14 protein-coding genes are annotated in these 19133 nt (G+C 53.4%); 6 read left to right on the forward strand and 8 right to left on the reverse strand.

The window, feature by feature from the left end:
* Positions 1–190 precede the first annotated feature (190 nt).
* The 3 genes from flgC to VN12_RS16050 all read left to right on the forward strand — a co-directional run bounded on the left by flgC (position 191) and on the right by VN12_RS16050 (position 2725).
* Positions 191–610 (forward strand): flagellar basal body rod protein FlgC, encoded by a 420-nt coding sequence (flgC, locus tag VN12_RS16040; protein WP_146677781.1) that lies wholly within the window; start codon positions 191–193, stop codon positions 608–610.
* Positions 611–612: 2 nt separating this feature from the next.
* Positions 613–942 carry a flagellar hook-basal body complex protein FliE gene (gene fliE / locus VN12_RS16045; protein WP_146677782.1) on the forward strand — a complete coding sequence of 110 codons (330 nt, stop codon included), beginning with the start codon at positions 613–615 and terminating at the stop codon, positions 940–942.
* Between the two features lie 70 nt (positions 943–1012).
* Positions 1013–2725 carry a flagellar M-ring protein FliF C-terminal domain-containing protein gene (locus VN12_RS16050; RefSeq protein ID WP_146677783.1) on the forward strand — a complete coding sequence of 571 codons (1713 nt, stop codon included), beginning with the start codon at positions 1013–1015 and terminating at the stop codon, positions 2723–2725.
* A 6-nt stretch (positions 2726–2731) separates the two neighbouring features.
* Here the strand turns inward: VN12_RS16050 and VN12_RS16055 are convergent, their stop codons facing one another.
* The 3 genes from VN12_RS16055 to VN12_RS16065 form a co-directional block, all read right to left on the reverse strand.
* Positions 2732–4243: a DUF1501 domain-containing protein gene (locus VN12_RS16055; protein WP_146677784.1), complete on the reverse strand. Its 1512-nt coding sequence runs from the start codon at positions 4241–4243 to the stop codon at positions 2732–2734.
* A gap of 24 nt (positions 4244–4267) precedes the next feature.
* Positions 4268–7159, reverse strand: coding sequence for a PSD1 and planctomycete cytochrome C domain-containing protein (locus VN12_RS16060; RefSeq protein WP_146677785.1), 2892 nt, complete (start codon positions 7157–7159; stop codon positions 4268–4270).
* Positions 7160–8287: 1128 nt separating this feature from the next.
* On the reverse strand, positions 8288–9445 hold the full coding sequence (locus tag VN12_RS16065) for a hypothetical protein (protein ID WP_146677554.1): 1158 nt from the start codon (positions 9443–9445) through the stop codon (positions 8288–8290).
* 292 nt (positions 9446–9737) lie between these two features.
* On the opposite strand from VN12_RS16065, the gene VN12_RS16070 reads away from it, so the two are divergent.
* Positions 9738–11168 carry an IS4 family transposase gene (locus tag VN12_RS16070; RefSeq protein WP_146677786.1) on the forward strand — a complete coding sequence of 477 codons (1431 nt, stop codon included), beginning with the start codon at positions 9738–9740 and terminating at the stop codon, positions 11166–11168.
* 930 nt (positions 11169–12098) lie between these two features.
* Here the strand turns inward: VN12_RS16070 and VN12_RS16075 are convergent.
* From VN12_RS16075 to VN12_RS16095, 5 genes are read right to left on the reverse strand one after another with little or no spacing between them, the layout of a single operon-like run.
* Positions 12099–12740, reverse strand: coding sequence for a response regulator transcription factor (locus VN12_RS16075; protein ID WP_146677787.1), 642 nt, complete (start codon positions 12738–12740; stop codon positions 12099–12101).
* On the reverse strand, positions 12737–13630 hold the full coding sequence (locus tag VN12_RS16080) for a sensor histidine kinase (protein WP_146677788.1): 894 nt from the start codon (positions 13628–13630) through the stop codon (positions 12737–12739). Before VN12_RS16080 ends, VN12_RS16075 begins: the two co-directional genes overlap by 4 nt.
* A gap of 59 nt (positions 13631–13689) precedes the next feature.
* The gene (locus VN12_RS16085; RefSeq protein ID WP_146677789.1) at positions 13690–14427 is read right to left on the reverse strand and encodes a methyltransferase family protein; all 738 of its coding nucleotides are present in this window, start codon (positions 14425–14427) and stop codon (positions 13690–13692) included.
* Positions 14424–15260: a class I SAM-dependent methyltransferase gene (locus VN12_RS16090; RefSeq protein ID WP_146677790.1), complete on the reverse strand. Its 837-nt coding sequence runs from the start codon at positions 15258–15260 to the stop codon at positions 14424–14426. Before VN12_RS16090 ends, VN12_RS16085 begins: the two co-directional genes overlap by 4 nt.
* Positions 15257–15997 carry a YceI family protein gene (locus tag VN12_RS16095; RefSeq protein WP_168164458.1) on the reverse strand — a complete coding sequence of 247 codons (741 nt, stop codon included), beginning with the start codon at positions 15995–15997 and terminating at the stop codon, positions 15257–15259. The genes VN12_RS16090 and VN12_RS16095 overlap by 4 nt, the downstream gene beginning before the upstream one ends.
* Positions 15998–16118: 121 nt before the next feature.
* Between VN12_RS16095 and VN12_RS16100 the strand changes: the two genes are divergently transcribed.
* Complete coding sequence (locus tag VN12_RS16100; protein WP_146677792.1) at positions 16119–18395, forward strand: efflux RND transporter permease subunit; 2277 nt, start codon at positions 16119–16121, stop codon at positions 18393–18395.
* Positions 18396–19124 (forward strand): methyltransferase domain-containing protein, encoded by a 729-nt coding sequence (locus VN12_RS16105; RefSeq protein ID WP_146677793.1) that lies wholly within the window; start codon positions 18396–18398, stop codon positions 19122–19124. It abuts the gene before it with no gap.
* Positions 19125–19133: the final 9 nt, after the last annotated feature.

A 19133-nucleotide genomic window follows, 5' to 3' on the forward strand; every position in this document is an offset into this window, starting at 1 on the left:
CAACCTCTCTGCTTGTTCAGTCTCCCCAATTTACCACGCTTCTAGAAGGCATCTTGGAAATTTTTCTGGGATTTGCTAAAGCTCGAACAAACCGGTGCGCTTTGCACCGACTTCCCCACTTCCGAGCCGCTTCGGTGACCGGGTGGGAGTTTGAACCGCCGTCGATTGCAAACTATGGCAGGAGGCCGACATGATTTCTCCATTGGATATTAGCACCAGTGCTTTGGTGGCGCAGCGCGTCCGCTTGAACACGATCTCCGGCAATATCGCAAATATGTCGACGTTGAAAAACGAAGAGGGGGAAAACAAACCGTATCAACCTCGCTTCGTGGTCTTCAAAACCGACGAAGACAAAGCCGAAGGAGGAGCGGCTGGTGTGAAAATCGACAAGGTTGAGATCGATCAATCGGAGCCCAAATACCGCTACCAACCCGATCACCCTTTGGCTATCACCGAAGGGAAATGGAAGGGGTATGTTGCCTACCCGAATATCGACATGAATGAACAGTTTGTCGATGCCCTCGAAGCGTCGCGCGCCTACGAGGCAAACGTCGGGGTGATTGAAGTCACCAAAGGGATGACCCGTCAAACCCTGAGCATCCTGGCTTAATCATGCAGTTGCGAGGCCAGGAACTCTTTTCCCATCACCAAGATCGAGTCCAGCAATTACTGGATCAGATCGCGTCACGCCAAAAGATCGTTGACGATCAACCCCAAGAAGAGACTCCCTTCGCTTCGCTAATGACCGAAGGAATCGGTCGTGTGAACGCGCACCAATTGGACTCTCAAGACCTAGTCGAACAGCTACTCTCAGGCGGCGACGTCAACCAAGCGGAAGTCTTCACGAGCGTTCAGAAAGCGGACATGTCCTTTCGCCTGCTGGTCCAAATCCGAAACAAACTCATGCAAGCCTACGAAGAATTGAATTCCATACGAGTCTAAAGCGGATGGAGCCACCGGCTCCGCGCCGATCGAACCAAAAGAACCGCCGACATAACACGAAACGCAGAACATGAATCAACTCACCAAGCTCTCGCAACAACTGCAAACCCTGTTTGCAGGGATGACGGCACAAGCTCGGGTTCTCGCCGTTCTTCTCGTTGCCGCGATCGCGGCCAGCGTAGGGATGCTCGCCACGAACTACCGCTCCGGCAGTGGCGAGACGACTTATTTGTTCGACGGCGAGAGCTTCAGCGAGGAACAGCTTAGCCGGTTCGAGATGGCATTTAGCGCCGCTGGGCTCCGCGAATGGGACCGCGTGGGATACCGGATCCAAATTCCTGCGGCTAACAAAACGGAATACCTGAAAGCCGTCGCGGAAGCAAAAGTTCTGCCTGGCGGCCTCCACTCGCAACTAGATGAGGCATTGAAGGAAAGCAATTTCCTGGAATCGACCCGAACAACCGAAGCCAAGCAACTCTCAGCCAAACTCTCCTCGATCTCGCGATCCTTGGAAACGATGCCTTTTGTTCACAAAGCGTTTGTGACCTTCGATGAAAAAAGGGAAGGCTTCTCATCGAAACGTCCCAAAGTAGCTTCGATCGCCATCCTGCCTCGACACAACACGGGACTTACCAACGATCAGTCCCGAAGCATTATGCAGTACGTGCAAAAGTCCATCGCTGGACTCGGTGCCGCTGACATTGCTCTGCTCGACCTAAGCACCGGGCAAACACGGACAGGAGAAGACGACCCACTCGCTCTCGAACAAGAACGCTACTACCAGATCAAAAAACAAAGGGAGCAAGACCTCAAGCGGCGGGCCCAACAGCTACTTACCGACTACGGAAATGTTCGAATCGAAGTCAACGTCGACATCGATCCGACCTTGGGTAAAGAAACAAGCAACATCAAATACGATCCCAAACCGACCACAGTGCAATCCAGCACATCGAAACGGGATTCGGATCTACAAAAAATGGGGCCAGGGGGAAGACCCGGAACCGAACCGAACGCTTTGGCCAATCGCAGCGCATCGATCAGCCCGACTCCCGAACAAATCAATAAGGAAAAGGAGTCGACGGAAAGTTCCAAACAAGTCGTGGGTAGCACTCTTTCCACCATTCGCGAAGCAGGTTTGCAAACCAAACAAGTATCCTTCTCGATCCTCCTTCCGTTTTCCTACTATCGAACCGCTTACCTCGGGGAATGGATGCAACTGAACCCGGACAAGAAGACCGAAGATGCCCCACCCTTCGATGAAGCCACGCTGGCGACAGTGAAGCAAAAGGTTGAGGCAAACGTCAAAAGCGTATTGACGGCTATCGTTCAAACGTCAGTCGAAGGAGAGGCCAAAGTCCCAAACATCACCGTCAGCCACTACGTCGACTTCCCCGGCGAAGAGATAGCAGGCCCCTCGGTCATGACGCAGACAGTCGATTGGCTCCAACAGTCGTGGCAGACACTTATGCTGGCTGCCATCGCACTCGCCGCAATCGTGTCGATGCGAAGCTTCGCGAAAACTGCGCCATCGACCGACGACCGACCGTTTGAGAACGGTTTTGATATCCCGATCGATGACGCAATCGACCTTAATCTGACAAGCCTCACAGGGGACGATGACGAATTGGGCTCGGGTGCATCGAATAGTTCTGAACCAGGAGTGCCACCTAAATTCAAGATCACCGGCGGTGACTTGAAAGGAAACCTTACAACCATGGTTCGCGAAAATCCGGACGCTGCAGCCACCCTCCTTCGCAACTGGATCGGCGGAACGCAAACCTAGTTCACTTCAGCGCAGAATCTCGCGGATGACTTGGCCATGCACATCGGTCAAGCGACGTTCTAAACCGTTGTAGTAAAACGTCAAACGTTCATGGTCCAATCCCAGCAGGTGCAAGATGGTGGCATGGAAATCGTGCACCGATACTTTGTTCTCGACGGCTTTGTAACCGAATTCGTCGGTTGCACCGAAGCTGAATGGGGCCTTGACGCCGGCACCCGCCATCCAGCATGTGAAGCCCTCGGGGTTGTGGTCCCGACCACTCGCTCCCTTCTGAAAGGTTGGCATTCGCCCAAACTCCGTGCACCAAACGACCAAGGTGTCTTGAAGCATTCCTCGTTGTTTCAAATCTTGGATCAACGCCGCTGTCGGTTGATCGAGCACTGGGCCATGCAAGTTGTACTGTTGCTCCAGTGCCTTATGACCATCCCAATTGCTTACTCCCTCTCCTCCTGTTTGGTAGGCACCGTTAAAAAGCTGCACGAAGCGAACTCCTTTCTCGAGCAACTTTCGAGCGAGAAGGCAGTTCTTGGCGTAAGAGGCTTTCAAGGGATGGGTGGTGTCGTCGGCGCCGTAATTCGCAAGCGTTGCGGCGGTTTCCGTCGAAAGGTCGCTCACCTCTGGGATGCTGAGTTGCATTCGAGCCGCTAACTCGTAGCTCGCAATGCGAGCCGCCAATTCGCTGTCCCCCGTATAACGCTCCTGCATCCGCTCGTTCATCTGTTTCAAAAACTCGCGGGCACGGCGATCGGACTCCGGTGAGACGGACGCGGGTATCGCCAAATTGCGAATCGGCTTTAAGGCATTGAAATCGGTTCCTTGGTATGCAGCCGGGAGAAAGCCTGGCCCCCAATTGTTGACCGAATTCTGTGGGGTGCCTCTTGGATCCGGAATGGCGACATATGCGGGAAGATTCTCATTCTCGGTCCCCAATGCATAAGTTGTCCACGCCCCCATGCTAGGAAAGCCATCGAGCGTGAAGCCCGTGGACATGAAGTTCTCTCCAGGTCCATGGGTGTTGGTCTTCCCATGTACCGAGTGAACGAAACACATGTCATCGGCCAACGCCCCTAAACGCGGTAGCAAATCGGAAACCATCTTTCCGCACTCTCCCCTGGGACGAAAGGTCCAAGGACTCTTCGTCACATTCCCTTGCTCTCCTTGGAATGTGATCAACTTGTCGGCGCCCGGGAGTGGCTGCCCGTGACGTCGGATCAACTCGGGTTTGAAATCAAAGGTGTCAAGGTGGCTGCAAGCCCCTGAACAGAAAATCACGAGAACTCGCTTGGCCGCTGCAGGAAAGTGCGTCGGCCTAGCTGCAAAGGGTTTGGAAGGATCGATCGGCGGACGAATTGGAGCCTTCCCACTAACGGTTGAATCGAGTTCTTCTTCAGCTCGTAACAATCCTTGCTCGGAGAGCATTGCTGCCAGCGCGATTCCGCTTAGTCCTGTTGCTGAGTGAGCCAAGAATGCCCTTCGCTCGAGCAAGTGCGAACTTTGCGGGATCGTGAATGTCGACATGCTTGGTACCGATTGGGACGCGATTTAAGGGAGAAAGACGAACTCGTTTGAATTCAAAAGGACCCGGCAGAAGGGAACGATTCCTTCTGCATCGATGAATGAAAGAGCATCCTGCAACTCGTCCGGCAAAGGAGGCCGCCCCATACACAGCCAATATCCTCGTTCGACTTGAGATCCCAGATCCGAACCACATTCCTTATTCAATCGATTCGCCAGAAGCTGCGCCTGTTGCAGCACAAAAGGGCTGTTGAACAGATTGAGGGCCTGCATCGGTGTGGTAGATCGATTTCTTTTCGGAACCGATATAGAAGAGTCAGGACAATCGAATGCACCGAAGACCGATTCTCGTTCCATGCGGACCTTGGTCATATAGACCATACGCCGCCAATCTTCGCTTGAGTATTTCTGTTTTGGGAAATAATGGCGTACGTTTTCTAATTCGACTTCGAATCCGCTGAAACCCGGGCCGTGCATGCGACGATCTAGTGAATCGGTAACTGCGAGGATACCGTCGCGAATCGCTTCCGCTTCCAATCGCCTAGGAGGAAATCGCCACCACCACTGCGTCCCTCCGTCCCTTTGCATCGATTCCGCTCGCGATTCACTACTCTGACGGTAAGTGGAGGAATGCAGGATGAGCCGGTGCAGCTGCTTGAGCGAACCGTCGTTGTTCACTAGATACCGAGCGAGATAGTCGAGCAATTCCGGATGCGTTGGTGCAATGCCGGCTTCTCCGAAATCATTGGGAGTTTCCACCAACCCTTTTCCGAAATGGTACTGCCAGACTCGATTCACAATGACGCGAGACGTTAGCGGGTTGTCCGGCGATGCGATCCAGTCGGCCAGTGCTAGCCTGCGGAATTGTTCGGGTGTCGTATCGTCGATCGCGAGGCTACCTAAGGCTGCTATCGTGCCAGGTGCAACACGCTCGCGTGGGGATGTGGGCTCGCCGCGAAACAAGCGATGGCTCGGTGCGGGCTGTTCGAAGACTCCCGCGTACACGGTCCGCGATGCGATCAACTGCTGACGGCGTTGTTCCAATTCAAGAGATTCGTCGAGCAAGCTTCTTCCGCGCTGGGCGTCGATTTCTGCCTGGCGACCGAAATCGTAACGGGATGTCCACGCTGCGTCCGAGGGAGGCATGCGATCCTCGGATGAAGCGATTTGTTTCCAATTACCAAGCGTTTCCGCGATTTCGATTCGATATCGAGTGGCCAGCCGATCGGAGAATCGCCCGTCTCGATCGCGAGCCCAAACAACACGATCGATCCGCATCGCCCCCGGGAACTCCAACTGCACCCACCCTTTACCGGGTTCGTTCGAGATCCAACTCGCAGAATTGCCCCCCCGGCCGTCGTGAATGTGTTTGAGCTGGTGAATCTCGTAATTTGGTAAGGAACTCGATGCGGTCGCAATGCATCCTTCGGAGGAGAGAGCGACGTTCTTTTCTTTGGAAAAGACTTCAAGCTCGTCGATGCAAGGTTCTCCGCTATTGGTATCTTCAACTACAAAGCGGAGGAACCGTGCCTCCACCGAAGGAAACGATTCCGTATTTCTGGCGGCGTTCACTGGGGGGCGAAATCGGTAGGGATCTTTTAAAAAGGGGGCCAAGCTTTCTCGGAGCTCTGCTAATCGCTCGTCGATGTGCGCCAGAGATTGCAGAGTTGATTCGCTGAAGGATAGCTTTCGTTCCCCATGTTGGACGCCCGCAAAGATCGATTGCATCGCGTAGTAGTCGGTTTGTCGGATCGGATCGAACTTGTGATTGTGGCAACGAGCGCATCCGACAGTAAGCCCGAGAAAAACGGTCCCCGTAGTCCCGACCATATCGTCCAACTCGTTCTGTCGCTGCATGAGCGTCAACGAAGGATCGGGGCTCTTCACAAGATCGTAGGGACCCGCAACCAAGTAACCAGTCGCCTCCGGAACTCCCAACGCGTCTCCCGCAATCTGTTCGCGAACGAATTGAAAAAAGGATTTGTCCGCATTCCATGCGCGGATGACGTAATCCCGGTACGGCCAAGCATTGGGGCGTTCGCGATTGGTTTCGAAGCCATTGGTTTCTGCGAAACGAACCAAGTCGAGCCAGTGCTGTCCCCATCGCTCCCCGTAATGGGGGTTTTGAAGCACTCGTTCCACGAGATTCGAATAAGCCTCTAGTGAATGATCTTGTTCGAACGAGAGAATCTCTTCCGGAGTGGGCGGGACCCCCAGCATATCCAAATAGAGTCTTCGGATCAGCATGCGTTTAGATGCGACGGGGCTCGGTGCAATGCCTTGTTCGTTGAGTCGTTCGAGGATGAAGGAATCGATTGGATTTGCGATAAAGGGGCTGGCGATCGAAGGTGGTTCGGGAGACTGCAGAGGTTGAAACGCCCAATGGTTGGGAAGTGGAGGATCCTTTTGGTCCTCGGAGTCAGGAGAGTGCCATGGCGCGCCAGCGTCGATCCACGCGATGAGGACTTCGATTTCTTCTTTGGAAAGTCGATTGGATTCCTCTGGCGGCATAATCCTGCCAGCCTCTTTTCCTTGAACCAACGCAATGAGATGACTATGGGCACCATCGCCGACCACGATTGCCGGTTCCCCCGAATCTCCACCTTCTAGCATGGATCGACGTCGATCAAGTCGCAGATGACTTTCTTGAGCATCTGTGCCGTGGCATTCCAAGCATTTTCCTGCGAATAGGTCTCGCACCCGTTTTTCGAGCCTGGTCGAATCGGATTGGAGTACATTAGGTTTTCGTGCGTCCTGGGGCGCTCCGGAGGCCAGCGATGGCTGGCTGATGAGGATGCCAAGACATCCGATGGAGACAATGCATCCAGTAATGAGAAATCGCATGAAGGGTCCGGCAAGGCGGTACAAGTGGGAGGGAGGGCGTACAGCGAGGATCAATTCATTCTCTAGTCTACTCAAAAAGGCATCCCAATAGCAGGCACCCACCTTATCATCCCAATAGCAGGCACCCACCTTATCCAATCATCCCAAAGGCAAATAGCAGGCACCCACCTTCTCAATAGCACCAAATCTGAGGCACCCATCTATCCCGATAGCATTCCCAATAGCAGGCACCCACCTTTTGGAGGGGGTGGGGTGGAAGTGGATGCGGAAGTGGCTTAATAGTAGGCACCCATCTTTTGAAGGGAGGGGATGGAGGGGGGACGGGGTTTTGGGGTGGAAGTGGGGGCTGACGTGGCCTGGGGGGCTGGAATTCGGAGGGATTGGGCTCGGATGGGCGCAGCGGCGAACCGGACCCGAGAATGCAGGAGGGCGAAGAGAGGGAGATGGGAAAGAGGGGGACTGGAGAGCGAGTGTTCTGGCTCAGACTCCAAGGCTTAATAGTGGGCACCCATCTTTTGGAGGGAGAGTTCTCGCAAAGACGCCAAGACGCAACGAAACGCGATCACCAAATCCGAGGCACCCACTCATTGCGGCGCAATCGCTCTTCAAATAGTAGGCACCCACCCAAACAAATAGTAGGCACTCACCTATTGCAGCGGTCGAAAGAACCCGTACACCGTATTGTTCGTGACTTTAATCTTTGGTCGCATCAGCCTAAGCCCTTCTCCCGATAGCAGGCACCCACCCATTCCCGATTCCGGCCCCGATTCCCGATAGCAGGCACCCAGCGATTGGAGGGGGTAAATGAGAGGCACCCACCTAATTAAATAGAAGACACCCACCTAATGGGGGGGGGGGAGGTTTCTCGCCAAGGCGCCAAGACGCAAAAGGGGAGGGGCGGGGATTCGGGGCACCCACCTAACCAAGGCAGTCATTCCCAATAGAAGGCACCCATCTTTTGGGGGGGACGGAGGGGGGTGGGGCTGAAGTGGCCTGGGGGGCTGGAATTCGGGGGGATTGGGCTCGGATGGGCGCAGCGGCGAACCGGCCCCGAAGATGCAGGAGGGCGAAGTGAGGGAGATGGGAGAGCGGGAGACTGGAGAGCGGGGTTCTGGCTCAGGCTCCAAGGTGGGGAACCGGAGCTAGCGGAGCCACTTGCTACTTGCTCCTTGCTACTGGCCAGTTGTCGCGAAGCGCTGCCCGCTAGGCGAAGCAAGCGGCAGCTTGGCGCTGGCCGCGACTCCAGCGCTTGTGGGTCCGCTCCGCGTCGGCGATCATCGCCTTGGGATTCCCACTACAACGGCTTGTCCCAAAGTACTTGGTGTAGTTCCACACCAAGTCGCACCACATGCTCGGTTCCACTCCCAAGCCGGTAAACAAGGGCTCTAAGGATTCAGGAACCGGACACACGCTCCCTGGCGGATGATCCTGCTGCTTAGCTGTCCATTGCAACAACTTCACATAGTCCTCCAGGTTCATCGTCAAGAACCCTCGGTTGCTGGCGCGCAGACCATTGGTGCTGGCCTGCGGATCAAACGCGTCCACTTCGGGGTCGAGCGTCAAAGGGGCCAACCAGGCGTCTCGGGGGACCAGTGGACGGGGGCCAGTCTGCTTACGAGCCTTCTTCTGCTCCTCGAGCGTCATCTTGGTCCTCCTCGCGATCGATTCCTCCCGGGACAAGGGAATACGATCCAGAGCCGAGGATTCGATCATCGCTCCCTTGGCAGCCTCGATTCGATCAAACACCGACGTGTGCATCGAGAGTTCGATTGTTGCGGCCAGGTTCGCGCGCAAGACATTGAGATCCACATACATGGCGCAGGCCAGCAAACCCGCTTCATCGAGTAGCCGCTTCGCTTTGAATCGGCCATCCCAGAAGCAGCCACTGCATTCATCTTCTGCATTGGCTCGCCTGGCGATGACTTCTGCGAGAGAACGCATGAACCAAGAGATATCGGAGAGTCGGCTGCGATACTCTTGGATCTTCTCGGGATTGGCTACAGCGCTTCGGACATCCTCCTCGTTGGGCTCGGCCAAGACATCGAGGATTCGGGTGCCTGGAAAGAGTCTTAGCCAGCGGGTGGCGACTTCTACGTCGGACCAAGTCTTCACGACATCGGGGCGATTGCGGAGGATGACATGGAGGTGATTGGATAGGACGGCATATTGGAGAACGTCGATACCGAAGACAGAGGCCAGGGACTCCAGGCGCTGGCGAATCCATTCTCTGCGGTGGGTGTAGTCTTTCTGGGTGAGCTGATCGAAGCCAGTAAGAAAGGCACGACGGACACAGCGATGGTAGCAATGAACAAGGCAGATTTCGTCGCTGACGAACTGCTCACAGCGGAGCGTGCTGGACATGGTGGATTTCTCCAAGAAGTTCGGGGTGTAGATCCCATCACCTTATGGGATTGAAGGAAGGGATGCAACCAAATAGGTGAACTTTTTGGAGAGGGGTAAATGAGAGGCACCCACGAATGGCACTGTAATCTCCAATGATCGCGCAGTTCCCCCTAGCGACAGAGCGGGAATTTTCTTTAGAATCTCGCTCGCCTTGAAGATTGTTCTGGCTATGAACCCATTTTCTTGGCTATGATTTTGATCGTCCCTCCTTGGTTAAGTTGCCTAAACATAAACCAAGGAGGGTTTTGTTTTGGTCTCTATACCACCAAGGCGATCTCAAGCCAATTTCAGCTTTGGAGATTCCATCAAGGCTTTCCTGCTGCAACCCGGACTGCCGTTTGCATCGATTCTTTGCGAGCAGCACATCAGAAATGTTTTTCGCAAGCACGGTTGCACGATGAATGGGATCTATTCCACCGCAATTGTCTTGTGGGCGTTCATGTCGCAAATTATGCGTGATGGGAAAGAAGCCGCTTGCCAGTCCGCCGTCGCTCGTATTACGGCATTCTTTACTCTTCACGGGAAGTCAGCACCCGGGGCCGATACGGGGAACTACTGTCGCGCAAGAGCAAAGCTTCCCGAGGACGCTTTGAAAGAACTATGCCTTGGTGTTGCCTCTGAAGCGGAAGCCAAGGTGGAGTCCAAATGGCTCTGGAAGTCTATGCATGCCAAGCTTATTGATGGATTTACTTTCAAAATGCCCGATACGCGAAAGAACCAGAAAGAGTATCCGCAGCATACTGCCCAAAAGCCAGGGATTGGTTTTCCTATTGCTCGTGTCTTGGCTGTGATGTCGTTGGCCACAGGTTGTTTGCTTGATGCAACGGTCGGTCCCTTCAGCGGAAAAGAAACGGGCGAAACCAGTCTTCTGCGTCGGTTGCTCAAAGGTTTTTCAGCGGGAGATATCGTGATTGCTGACCGCTTCTTTTGTAACTACTGGTTGATCGCGATGTTCATGAAATTGAACGTTCATGTTTGTTTTCGCAGGAAGAAGGGACACACAGATTTTCGAACTGGAAAGCGATTGGGTAAACAAGATCACTTGATTCAGTGGTATCGTCCCGCTCGTCCGGCCTGGATGAGCCACGAGATGTACCAATCCTTACCGCTCGTGATCGAATTACGGGAGTTGCGATATACGGTCGAAGCTCCGGGCCGTAAATCAGGCCCGTTTATCATTGTGACAACATTGCTAGAGCACAAGGGTGACCAGGGTGTTAGCTATGAGGAGATATCCGATCTGTTTAGCTTTCGTTGGAATGCAGAACTTGACATCCGTTCTATCAAGACGTTTATGAATTTAAACTTTGTGAGATGCTTATCGCCCGAGATGGTCAGGCGAGAGTTATGGACGACGCTTCTTGCCTACAACTTGATTCGAACAACGATTTGCTCTGCCGCTTCGCTCTCTGGAAAGCGGCCGCGAGAGATCAGCTTCGTCTGTGCTAGCCAGTACATCCTAGCGAGTTGGCAGGAGGTGACGGCTCATCTTCGCGGCAAGCAACTTGAGCGTTACGCCAGATTTCTCCTCGAGCGGATTGCGAACTGTAAGGTTGGCAACCGTCCGGGGCGGATTGAACCGCGAGTTGTAAAGCGACGCCGCGACCAATACGCGCTGATGACCGAACCCAGAAAACAACTCCAAAAGCGACTCTATAAAGGCGATAACCGATTTGAATGAAACGACTTACGCAAATCGATTACAGTGCCATTCAAGGCACCCACCTAATGGGGGGGAGGGTTTCTCGCGAAGGCGCCAAGACGCAAAAGGGGAGGGGCGGGGATTCGGGGCACCCACTTAATGGGGCGGAAATAGCGGAAATAGGAGGCGCCCACCTTTTGGGGGGCGTAGACGCATCGGCATTAGGACACCATCGAAGAGTGAAACTGTGTGGATCCAAGGCGGACCATGGTCGCACCTTCCTCGATTAAATAAGTAAATAAGAGGCACCCACCTTTTGAGGGGGCGGGGATTCGAGGCACCCACCTAACGGGGGGAGATTGGGGGGAGGGAAATAGAAGGCACCCATCTAATGGAGCTGGTCTCTCGATTGAGTGGTATCAAGGTGGATCTTTCTAGGCAACTGTCTTTGTGTGTTCTTGCTGACGAGTCGTCCCGGCAAAGCGAAAAGAACAGCCGCACTTATCCACGCAAGAAACGCATGCGTCAAACCGGCGAGCCGAACATAAAGCCCATTAACGACCAGCTTCGATCGCTCGCAAACAAAATGCTCTCGCAAATCATTACCAGCGTTGTGTGGCACCCATCCAACAGGATGGAGGGAGTTTTCTCGCAACGGCGCCAAGACGCAACACCTCAATAAGAGGCACCCACCTTTTGAGGGGGGAGTTGAATAGGAGACACCCACAATTTTTGCTCGATCAACGACCAGCTTCAATCGCTCGCAAACAACATGCTCTCGTAAATCATTACCAGCGTTGGGAGGCACCCATCTAATGGAGCTGATTCGGGCCAGGGGAGCTTACTAACCTTGATTGATGTCGCTTTGGAAAATGCTCAATACAAGTTATAAGGGCTGTTTTTTTCGTCGCGATGGCGCGACGTTGGTGACTCCGTGGGGAGGCAAAACGAGAGCGGGTAGGGGCAAAGCTAGTAAATCAATCCGTGGCGGATTCCGAATTCCATCAAATCTGATTTCGAAGCAAGGTTGAGTTTGGTCATCATGCGCGATCGATACGACTCGATCGATTTTACACCAACACGCAATTGGTCTGCGATGGCCTGATTCGTGTATCCCCGCAACAAGAGTCCGAGAACTTCTTTCTCTCGTTGACTGAGGTCTTCCAATGGATCTTTCTCTGGAGCTTGACTGGATGCTCTTTCATGGGTCTCGGCTGCAATTCCCAAATTGATATAGAGCTTTCCGTCCATCACCGATCGCATTGCATTGAGGAGGTCGACATCGGCTACCGATTTAACGATGTACCCGTGCGCACCGCTTGCAAGCATCTTTCTTACTATTTCTCGATCATCGTGCATCGTCACAACAAGTATCTTGCTCTTCGCATTTTGGTATCGAAGATGGTTGATCGTCTGCGATGGTTCTCCACCAGGCATGGAAAGATCGAAGAGAATCAGATCGGGTTGCAAATTCTGGGCTGCTTGGATCGTTTCGCTTGCCGATCCCGTCTCCCCTACGATCTCGAAGTCCCTCTGGGTTTCGATAAGTAGTCGAATACCTGCCCGCACCAAGGCATGATCGTCTGCCAGTAGCACTTGCGTTTGCGTCACGATGATACGTCCTCTGTGCGAGCGGGTAGGACCGCATGAACAGTAGTCCCTTTTTCGGAACTCAAGACCTCCACCTGCCCTCCCACGGACATGACTCGCTCGCGAATGCTAATGAGGCCATTTCCGGATGCCGTCGGTAGCGCCCGAGAAAGAGCCATGCCGATACCATCGTCTTGCACACGGACGTGAAGCTCTTGCTGATCATTGGACAACTCTACGCGAATGTGTGCGGCGTTTGCATGCTTGATCGCATTCGCCAGCCCTTCTTGAACAATTCGATACACCGTTGTGGCGTAGTTGCGTTCGAACGAGATGGTATCCATTCCCTTGAATGCCGTCGAGATAATTGCTTTGGAGGATGGCTGCATATCCCGAACCAACTTTTCAATCGCCTGCGACAACCCTAGAGTGTCGAGAACGGCAGGATGAAGTCCCGACACGAGTCGACGCAATTCAACGAGGATATCGGCTCCGGTTTTTCGGACTTCCGATAGTTCACTGCGAATTTCGGCGGACTGCGGTGATTCCTCCATAGCGCGGAGGTGGAGGAGTACGCTGGTGATCGATTGCCCGATTCCGTCGTGTAATTCCTGCCGAAGCCGCTGCCGCTCGGATTCTTGCGCGAACATGGACCGACGCAAAAAGAGCATGCGGCTTTGTGCAAGCTGCTGGATGGGTCGGATCATCCAAAACCAAAGAGCAGGTGCTAAAAGAAGGGTCAGCAGGCAGGAGTCGATGATTGCTTCGAAGACCACGCTGCTACCGATTGGGAGGATGTACGGCAGGAGCGACATCACGACGAACTCCGCCCCAAAGGAGAGCAACAGGACGATCGCGTAAAGTTTAAGGGGCTTAACCGGGTACGGGGTCAGGTCGAGCCTATCGGTCATGTTTGAGACCGCGATGGCAGATTGGGAGCAGAGTCATGTTCCGAAAGGTTCTATGCGAATTACGATTCGGTTTTCATCGTCGATGGTAGTTTCCGCAATGAACCGAAACCGATCAAGGGGAATCCGACGACTCGCGTTCCATATTCCACATACGGTTGCCCTATATAACGAATCAATCGCTGATCTTTGAAGTAGCTACCCAGATAGATGTAGAAAGTCCAAACCGTCGTCAGGATTGCGTGATCCAAGGTCATCTGGGGAGTGAACCAGATCAACCCAAGGAAACTCATATAGACAGGGTGCCGCATCCACTTAAAGGCTCCGCGGGTAACAAATTGTCGCTGGGGTTGTTTCTCTCCTCGGAGCCAATACCACCAAGGAGTCAATCCCGTCTGATAGCCAAGCCCCGTTAACCAAAGACTGTAAAAAAGCGCCGCCCACGAAAGGTAAAAAAGCCCTAGAACGACAGACTCGCTAGCTCCGTGCAGATTCCAGATGTAGGTGTCACTGCGCCCCCAAAAGTGAAACAGGACCAGCAAACTAACGCAGGTCACCGAGCAGTGAACACATCCAATCCAAGCGGCAGGGAGGTAAACTTTGATCCGCTTTTGAACCGGTGGTGCCAACAACAGGCTGTGTGGCAAAGCGAATCCGATTGCAAGCACCAAATCCGTCAACCACCAGGAGGCGAAGCCCTGTTCGGTCCCATATCGGAGGAAGAGAAAAAGAAAAACAACCGTGTAGAGAAACAGCAATTGTGTCCCAATTCCGAAAAGCATCCCTGCCAAACGTATCATCCGACCTTCTCCGCGACAAAGTATCCATACTCCATGGCTCCACTTCGATACGCATTGAGAATGGCATCAAAATGGTTCAGAAACAGCGTGTGGTTACGGCCAAGTAGTTTGGCAATCAGACGCACACCCGATTGTTCGACACGGCGTTTGCAAATCTCCCAAGTACGTTCGACATTGCGAGTCCACAGACCTTGGTGCACCACGCGCATACCTGCTTGTTCAAACCATTGTACGTAGTCGTCTTGGGTACCGAGCGATGGGCAGAACATCCCCTCACACACTTTTACGACTTGCGAAACACGATCGGAATCCAAAGGTGGTGAGCCCGCTAACCATGCGCACAATGCAAATCTCCCACCAGGCTTAAGCCAGCTTGCAGCCCGTTTAAAAAAAGCTGGCTTATCGAACAAGTGCTCCGTGCACTCGATGCTCCATACATAGTCAGCCGACTGCGCGTCGAAGTGGATGGATTCCGCGTCGCTACAGCGGAATTTGGGTCTGTTGTGAAACGAACGGCCCAGGCACGCGAGGGTTGCCCAATGCTTCTGTACCGGGCTGAGCGTAACCCCTGTAACGTGGCAATCTCTCTTTCGAGCCAACCAAATAGAAGAACCACCCATTCCACAGCCAATGTCGTAGACGACGGAGCCATTCCGTATTTCCGCGAGCCCGGCGAGGCGCTCTGTCAATGCGAGTTGCGCTGTGGCGGGTGGTTCGCTCCCCTCCCAGTAGCCGTGATGGATGTGTGGCCCCCATAAGAGTCGATAGAACAAGGTGCTCACATCGTAGTGACTTTGGATCACTCGCTTCTCAATCGCTGGACACTCAATCATGATGCTGGAACGACCCAAAGATCCCCGTAGATTCGAAGCTCATCTTTGACTCCGACAGTCCCCATCATTTTGCTGAATGGTTTGATTCTGTAGTCCGACTGCAAAATGCGAAATGCGCCTCGGACATGCAGCCAACCATCTTTGAGCTCGGCATCGCATACCGCCTGGATAGGTCGTGTTGTTTTATGCAACGTGAAGTTACCCTCCAGTAAATACTCTGGCAGATTCCGTTTCGAGGTCTTTCCTGTCGGTTTCCATTTGACGTTTTTTAACGTCGCTTCAGGATAGTGTTCGACCGAGAGTATTTCGAGACCAAGCATGTTCTCATTCACCTTCTTTCTTGTTTCTTCATCAATTTCACTTTGTATTGACAGGTATTTCCTGGCAAGAGGCGTATCCGCATCAAAGCTTTTCATATCAAAGGTAATGGACGATTTTTTGTCATCATTAATAACTAGATGTCCATCCTTTAGTCGCCCCTCGACTGCGTGTTGATGGCCTACCAAACCTGCCTTGTCTACAAAAATGAAAACGCGGCTGAATTCGGTGTTGATTTCCCCTGCTACCCAATTTTTTTCAGTCCCGTTCTGCGCGGTCGCGTGGGAAACAAACCAACCTAGCAGCAGAAGGACAGACATTGTGATCTTGCACGCCAAGACTGATCGCTTCTGGGTTAATGACTCCTTGAGCCATGCGATCTGCTTGCAAGTGTTTGCGAATAATAGATTTGCTCTCACCTCGAAATCCTTTCGTCGTTAGGATGAGACTGGTTGCAATGGAGCGCCTGATTGCAAAAGAAGTATGCGGATCACGTTAGCATGCAGTCGGCATCATTGACTAGTCGGAAAAGCAGAGACCGTGAATTTTTTTTGTCATCGTACTTGGATCGTCGCGCTCATTGCGATGGTTGCGATCCCCTTTGCACTGAATGCCACGGTTCACTTGCCCATAGGATCGGCTGGGGTGCATGAATGGCTTCCCTCCTCCCGTCCAGAAAAAAGAGCGTACGATCGCTTTCAGCAACAATTCGGCAGCGATCAGACATTATTGGTTTCTTGGGACGGTGCGACTATCGATGATCCTCGCATTCCGGCACTGGCATCCAAGCTTCAAGATTCCGTGGTGGATGATGGTTTCGTGAGTTCGATGGTGACGACTCCCGAGGTGTTGGCGACTCTCGAAGGAGAACCACTGCGGCTTCGCCCCGAGCAGGCGAGAGAGCGGTTGCAGGGAACGTTGCTAGGTGCTGATGGGACGTGTGCGTTGTTTCTCATCGCTTCGCCTACTGGTGTCGATCATCACGCGGAATTGATCCGGCGCGTGCGACGGGCCGCAGACGAGACGGAGTCTTTAGGGAGTGATTCGCTCCGCATGGTAGGCTCCTTGTACGAGTCATACGCAATCGATGTCGCATCGGCAAAGAGTCTATCGCAGTTGGTGATCCCATCTTCGATCGCTGCGGTTGTTATGGCTTGCTTGTTGTTAAGAAGTTGGCGTTACGCATTGATTGCATTCCTCTTGGCAACGGCTGGGCAACTGGTATCGGTCTCCTTGGTCTACTACGGTGGATTTCAATTCAGTGCGGTGCTCATCGTTTTGCCGACGTTGATCTTTATGCTGACCCTCTCGGGGGCCATTCACCTTGTGAACTACCAGCGAGATTCCAGACAGCCCACCAAACAGGGAGCGGGATGGGAAGCGGTCAGACATGGATTTTGGCCGTGTATCCTTTCATCAGGGACAACCATGCTCGGCATGGGGTCGCTGCTCGTGAGCGAGCTTTCCCCAGTTCGGGAGTTTGGAGGGTTGTCTGCAGTTGCCCTTGGGATAGCGACCGTTATGTTGCTCGTTTACTTTCCGTATTTGCTCGGCGTTGCCAGGCCCTCCCACCCGTCACAAGATACGCCTCAAGATACGCCTCAAGATACGCCTCAAGATACGTCGCAAGATACCGGGCGACCATCGCTGTTCTTGTTCCTCGCCATTCGCTACCTACGATGGCAGTCGCAGAACGCGGCGTGGATTTCTACAGTCGGAATGTTGTTGCTTTGTCTTTCATTGGAGGGAGTGACACAGTTGAATGCATCGACGAAGTTTTGCGATCTATTCCCACCTTCGGACCCCGTGTCGCAGGATATGGATTGGTTTGAAGATCATCTCGGGCCGATTGCTTCGGTGGAGATTGTACTTCGATTTGACGCAAACAGTTCAGCCAATTCTTTAGAGCAAGCTCGATTGGTTTCGATAGTGCAACGAGAAGTCGACGAGCTCTCGGAGGTTGGTGCGACCCTCTCCGCGGCGACCTTTCTACCGCAAATCGGGGAGGCTAGGGGGGTGCGAGGTGCTGCCCAACGGGGTGTCTACAAGCAGAGGATCGAAGGGGCATTTTCGGAATTACAGGAGCGTGGCTTCCTGCATGATTCTCCCACGGCGACTTCGTGGCGGTTGGCGACGAAAGTCTCTGCGTTAACATCGATGAGTTATCGAGAGGCGACCGATCGATTGGAGGCCGCTGTCCATAAGTGTCTCGACCAGGAAAAATCCGATGCGGTCGTCACGGTTACGGGTTTAGCACCCGTGATGCATGAAACACAAGTAGCGTTACTATCCGATTTGGGTTACAGCTTTCTTTCCGCGTTTGCATTGATCACGCCGGTGATGATGTGGATCGTGCGGAGTGTGAAGGGTGGATTGTTGGTGATGGTGCCGAACGTACTTCCGGTAACCATGGCGTTTGGAGCGATGGGGTGGCTCGGTTATTCGCTGGACATTGCCGGGATCTTGACTGCAAGTATCGCACTTGGAATTGCCGTGGACGATACACTTCATTTCATTTGTTGGTATCGCAAGGAGAAAGAGGCTGGTTACTCTGCTGCCGACGCGGTCCAACGCACATTCGTCGCGTGTGCGCAAGCGATGATCCAAACGACGGTGATCGCATGTTGCGCGATGCTTCCTTTCTTGTTTGCGGATTTCAACCCAACCAGACAGTTCGCGTTCTTGATGATTTCGATCCTATCCCTCGCTTTGGTAGGGGACCTTTGTTTGCTCCCTGCCTTGTTACAGACGCGATTCGGTCATTGGGTGGCGCCCAATCGAAAACCTGATTCCTTATCTCCTGCGGTCGAGGCGTAGATGCATACACGTCACCTAGTCCCCGAGCTAATGGACGATCCAGAGCTGGACATCGCCGAACACCAATTGGCTTTGGCTGGTCTGAGACTCATCAATCAATGGAGTGGAACGGCGAAGCGCATCGCCGCCGAAATCAACGCATTGATCAAGATGAGGAAGCTAAAACATTGCCGTATCCTCGACTTGGGGTGCGGGAGCGGCGACATCGCTTGCGACGTTGCAAGTCGGATAGCAAATCACCATCCCATATCGGTAACCGGATGGGACTTTAGCGAAACGGCCGTCGCGCAAGCGACCGCAAATCGCGATCGAAGACTTGCCCCAACGAAGCATGCATGCGAAGTTCGATTCGAATGTCGCAATGCGTTAGATACGAGCTTAGCGGCGCAGAAACCTCGACCGTTTGACATCGTCTACTGCTCGCTGTTTTTGCATCACTTTACCGATGGGCAATCGTTGGAACTTTTAGCTCGGATGGCATCGCTCGCGGAGCATGCTTTGGTCGTGGACGATTTGATCCGATCGAGAAGAGGTTGGCTGCTAGCTCAATCGGGGTGCCGATTGCTCTCCCGTTCTCCGATCGTTCATTTCGATGGTCCGCAATCGGTTCGAGCCGCGTTCACTATCTCGGAAATTCGCGAGATCGCTGCGGATGCTGGACTGCATCCCATCTCCGTTCGAAGATGTTGGCCAATGCGATTCCTTTTAAGATGGGAGCGGACTGAGTAATGGAGGCAG

Source organism: Pirellula sp. SH-Sr6A (assembly GCF_001610875.1).
GTDB lineage: Bacteria > Planctomycetota > Planctomycetia > Pirellulales > Pirellulaceae > JBKCUI01.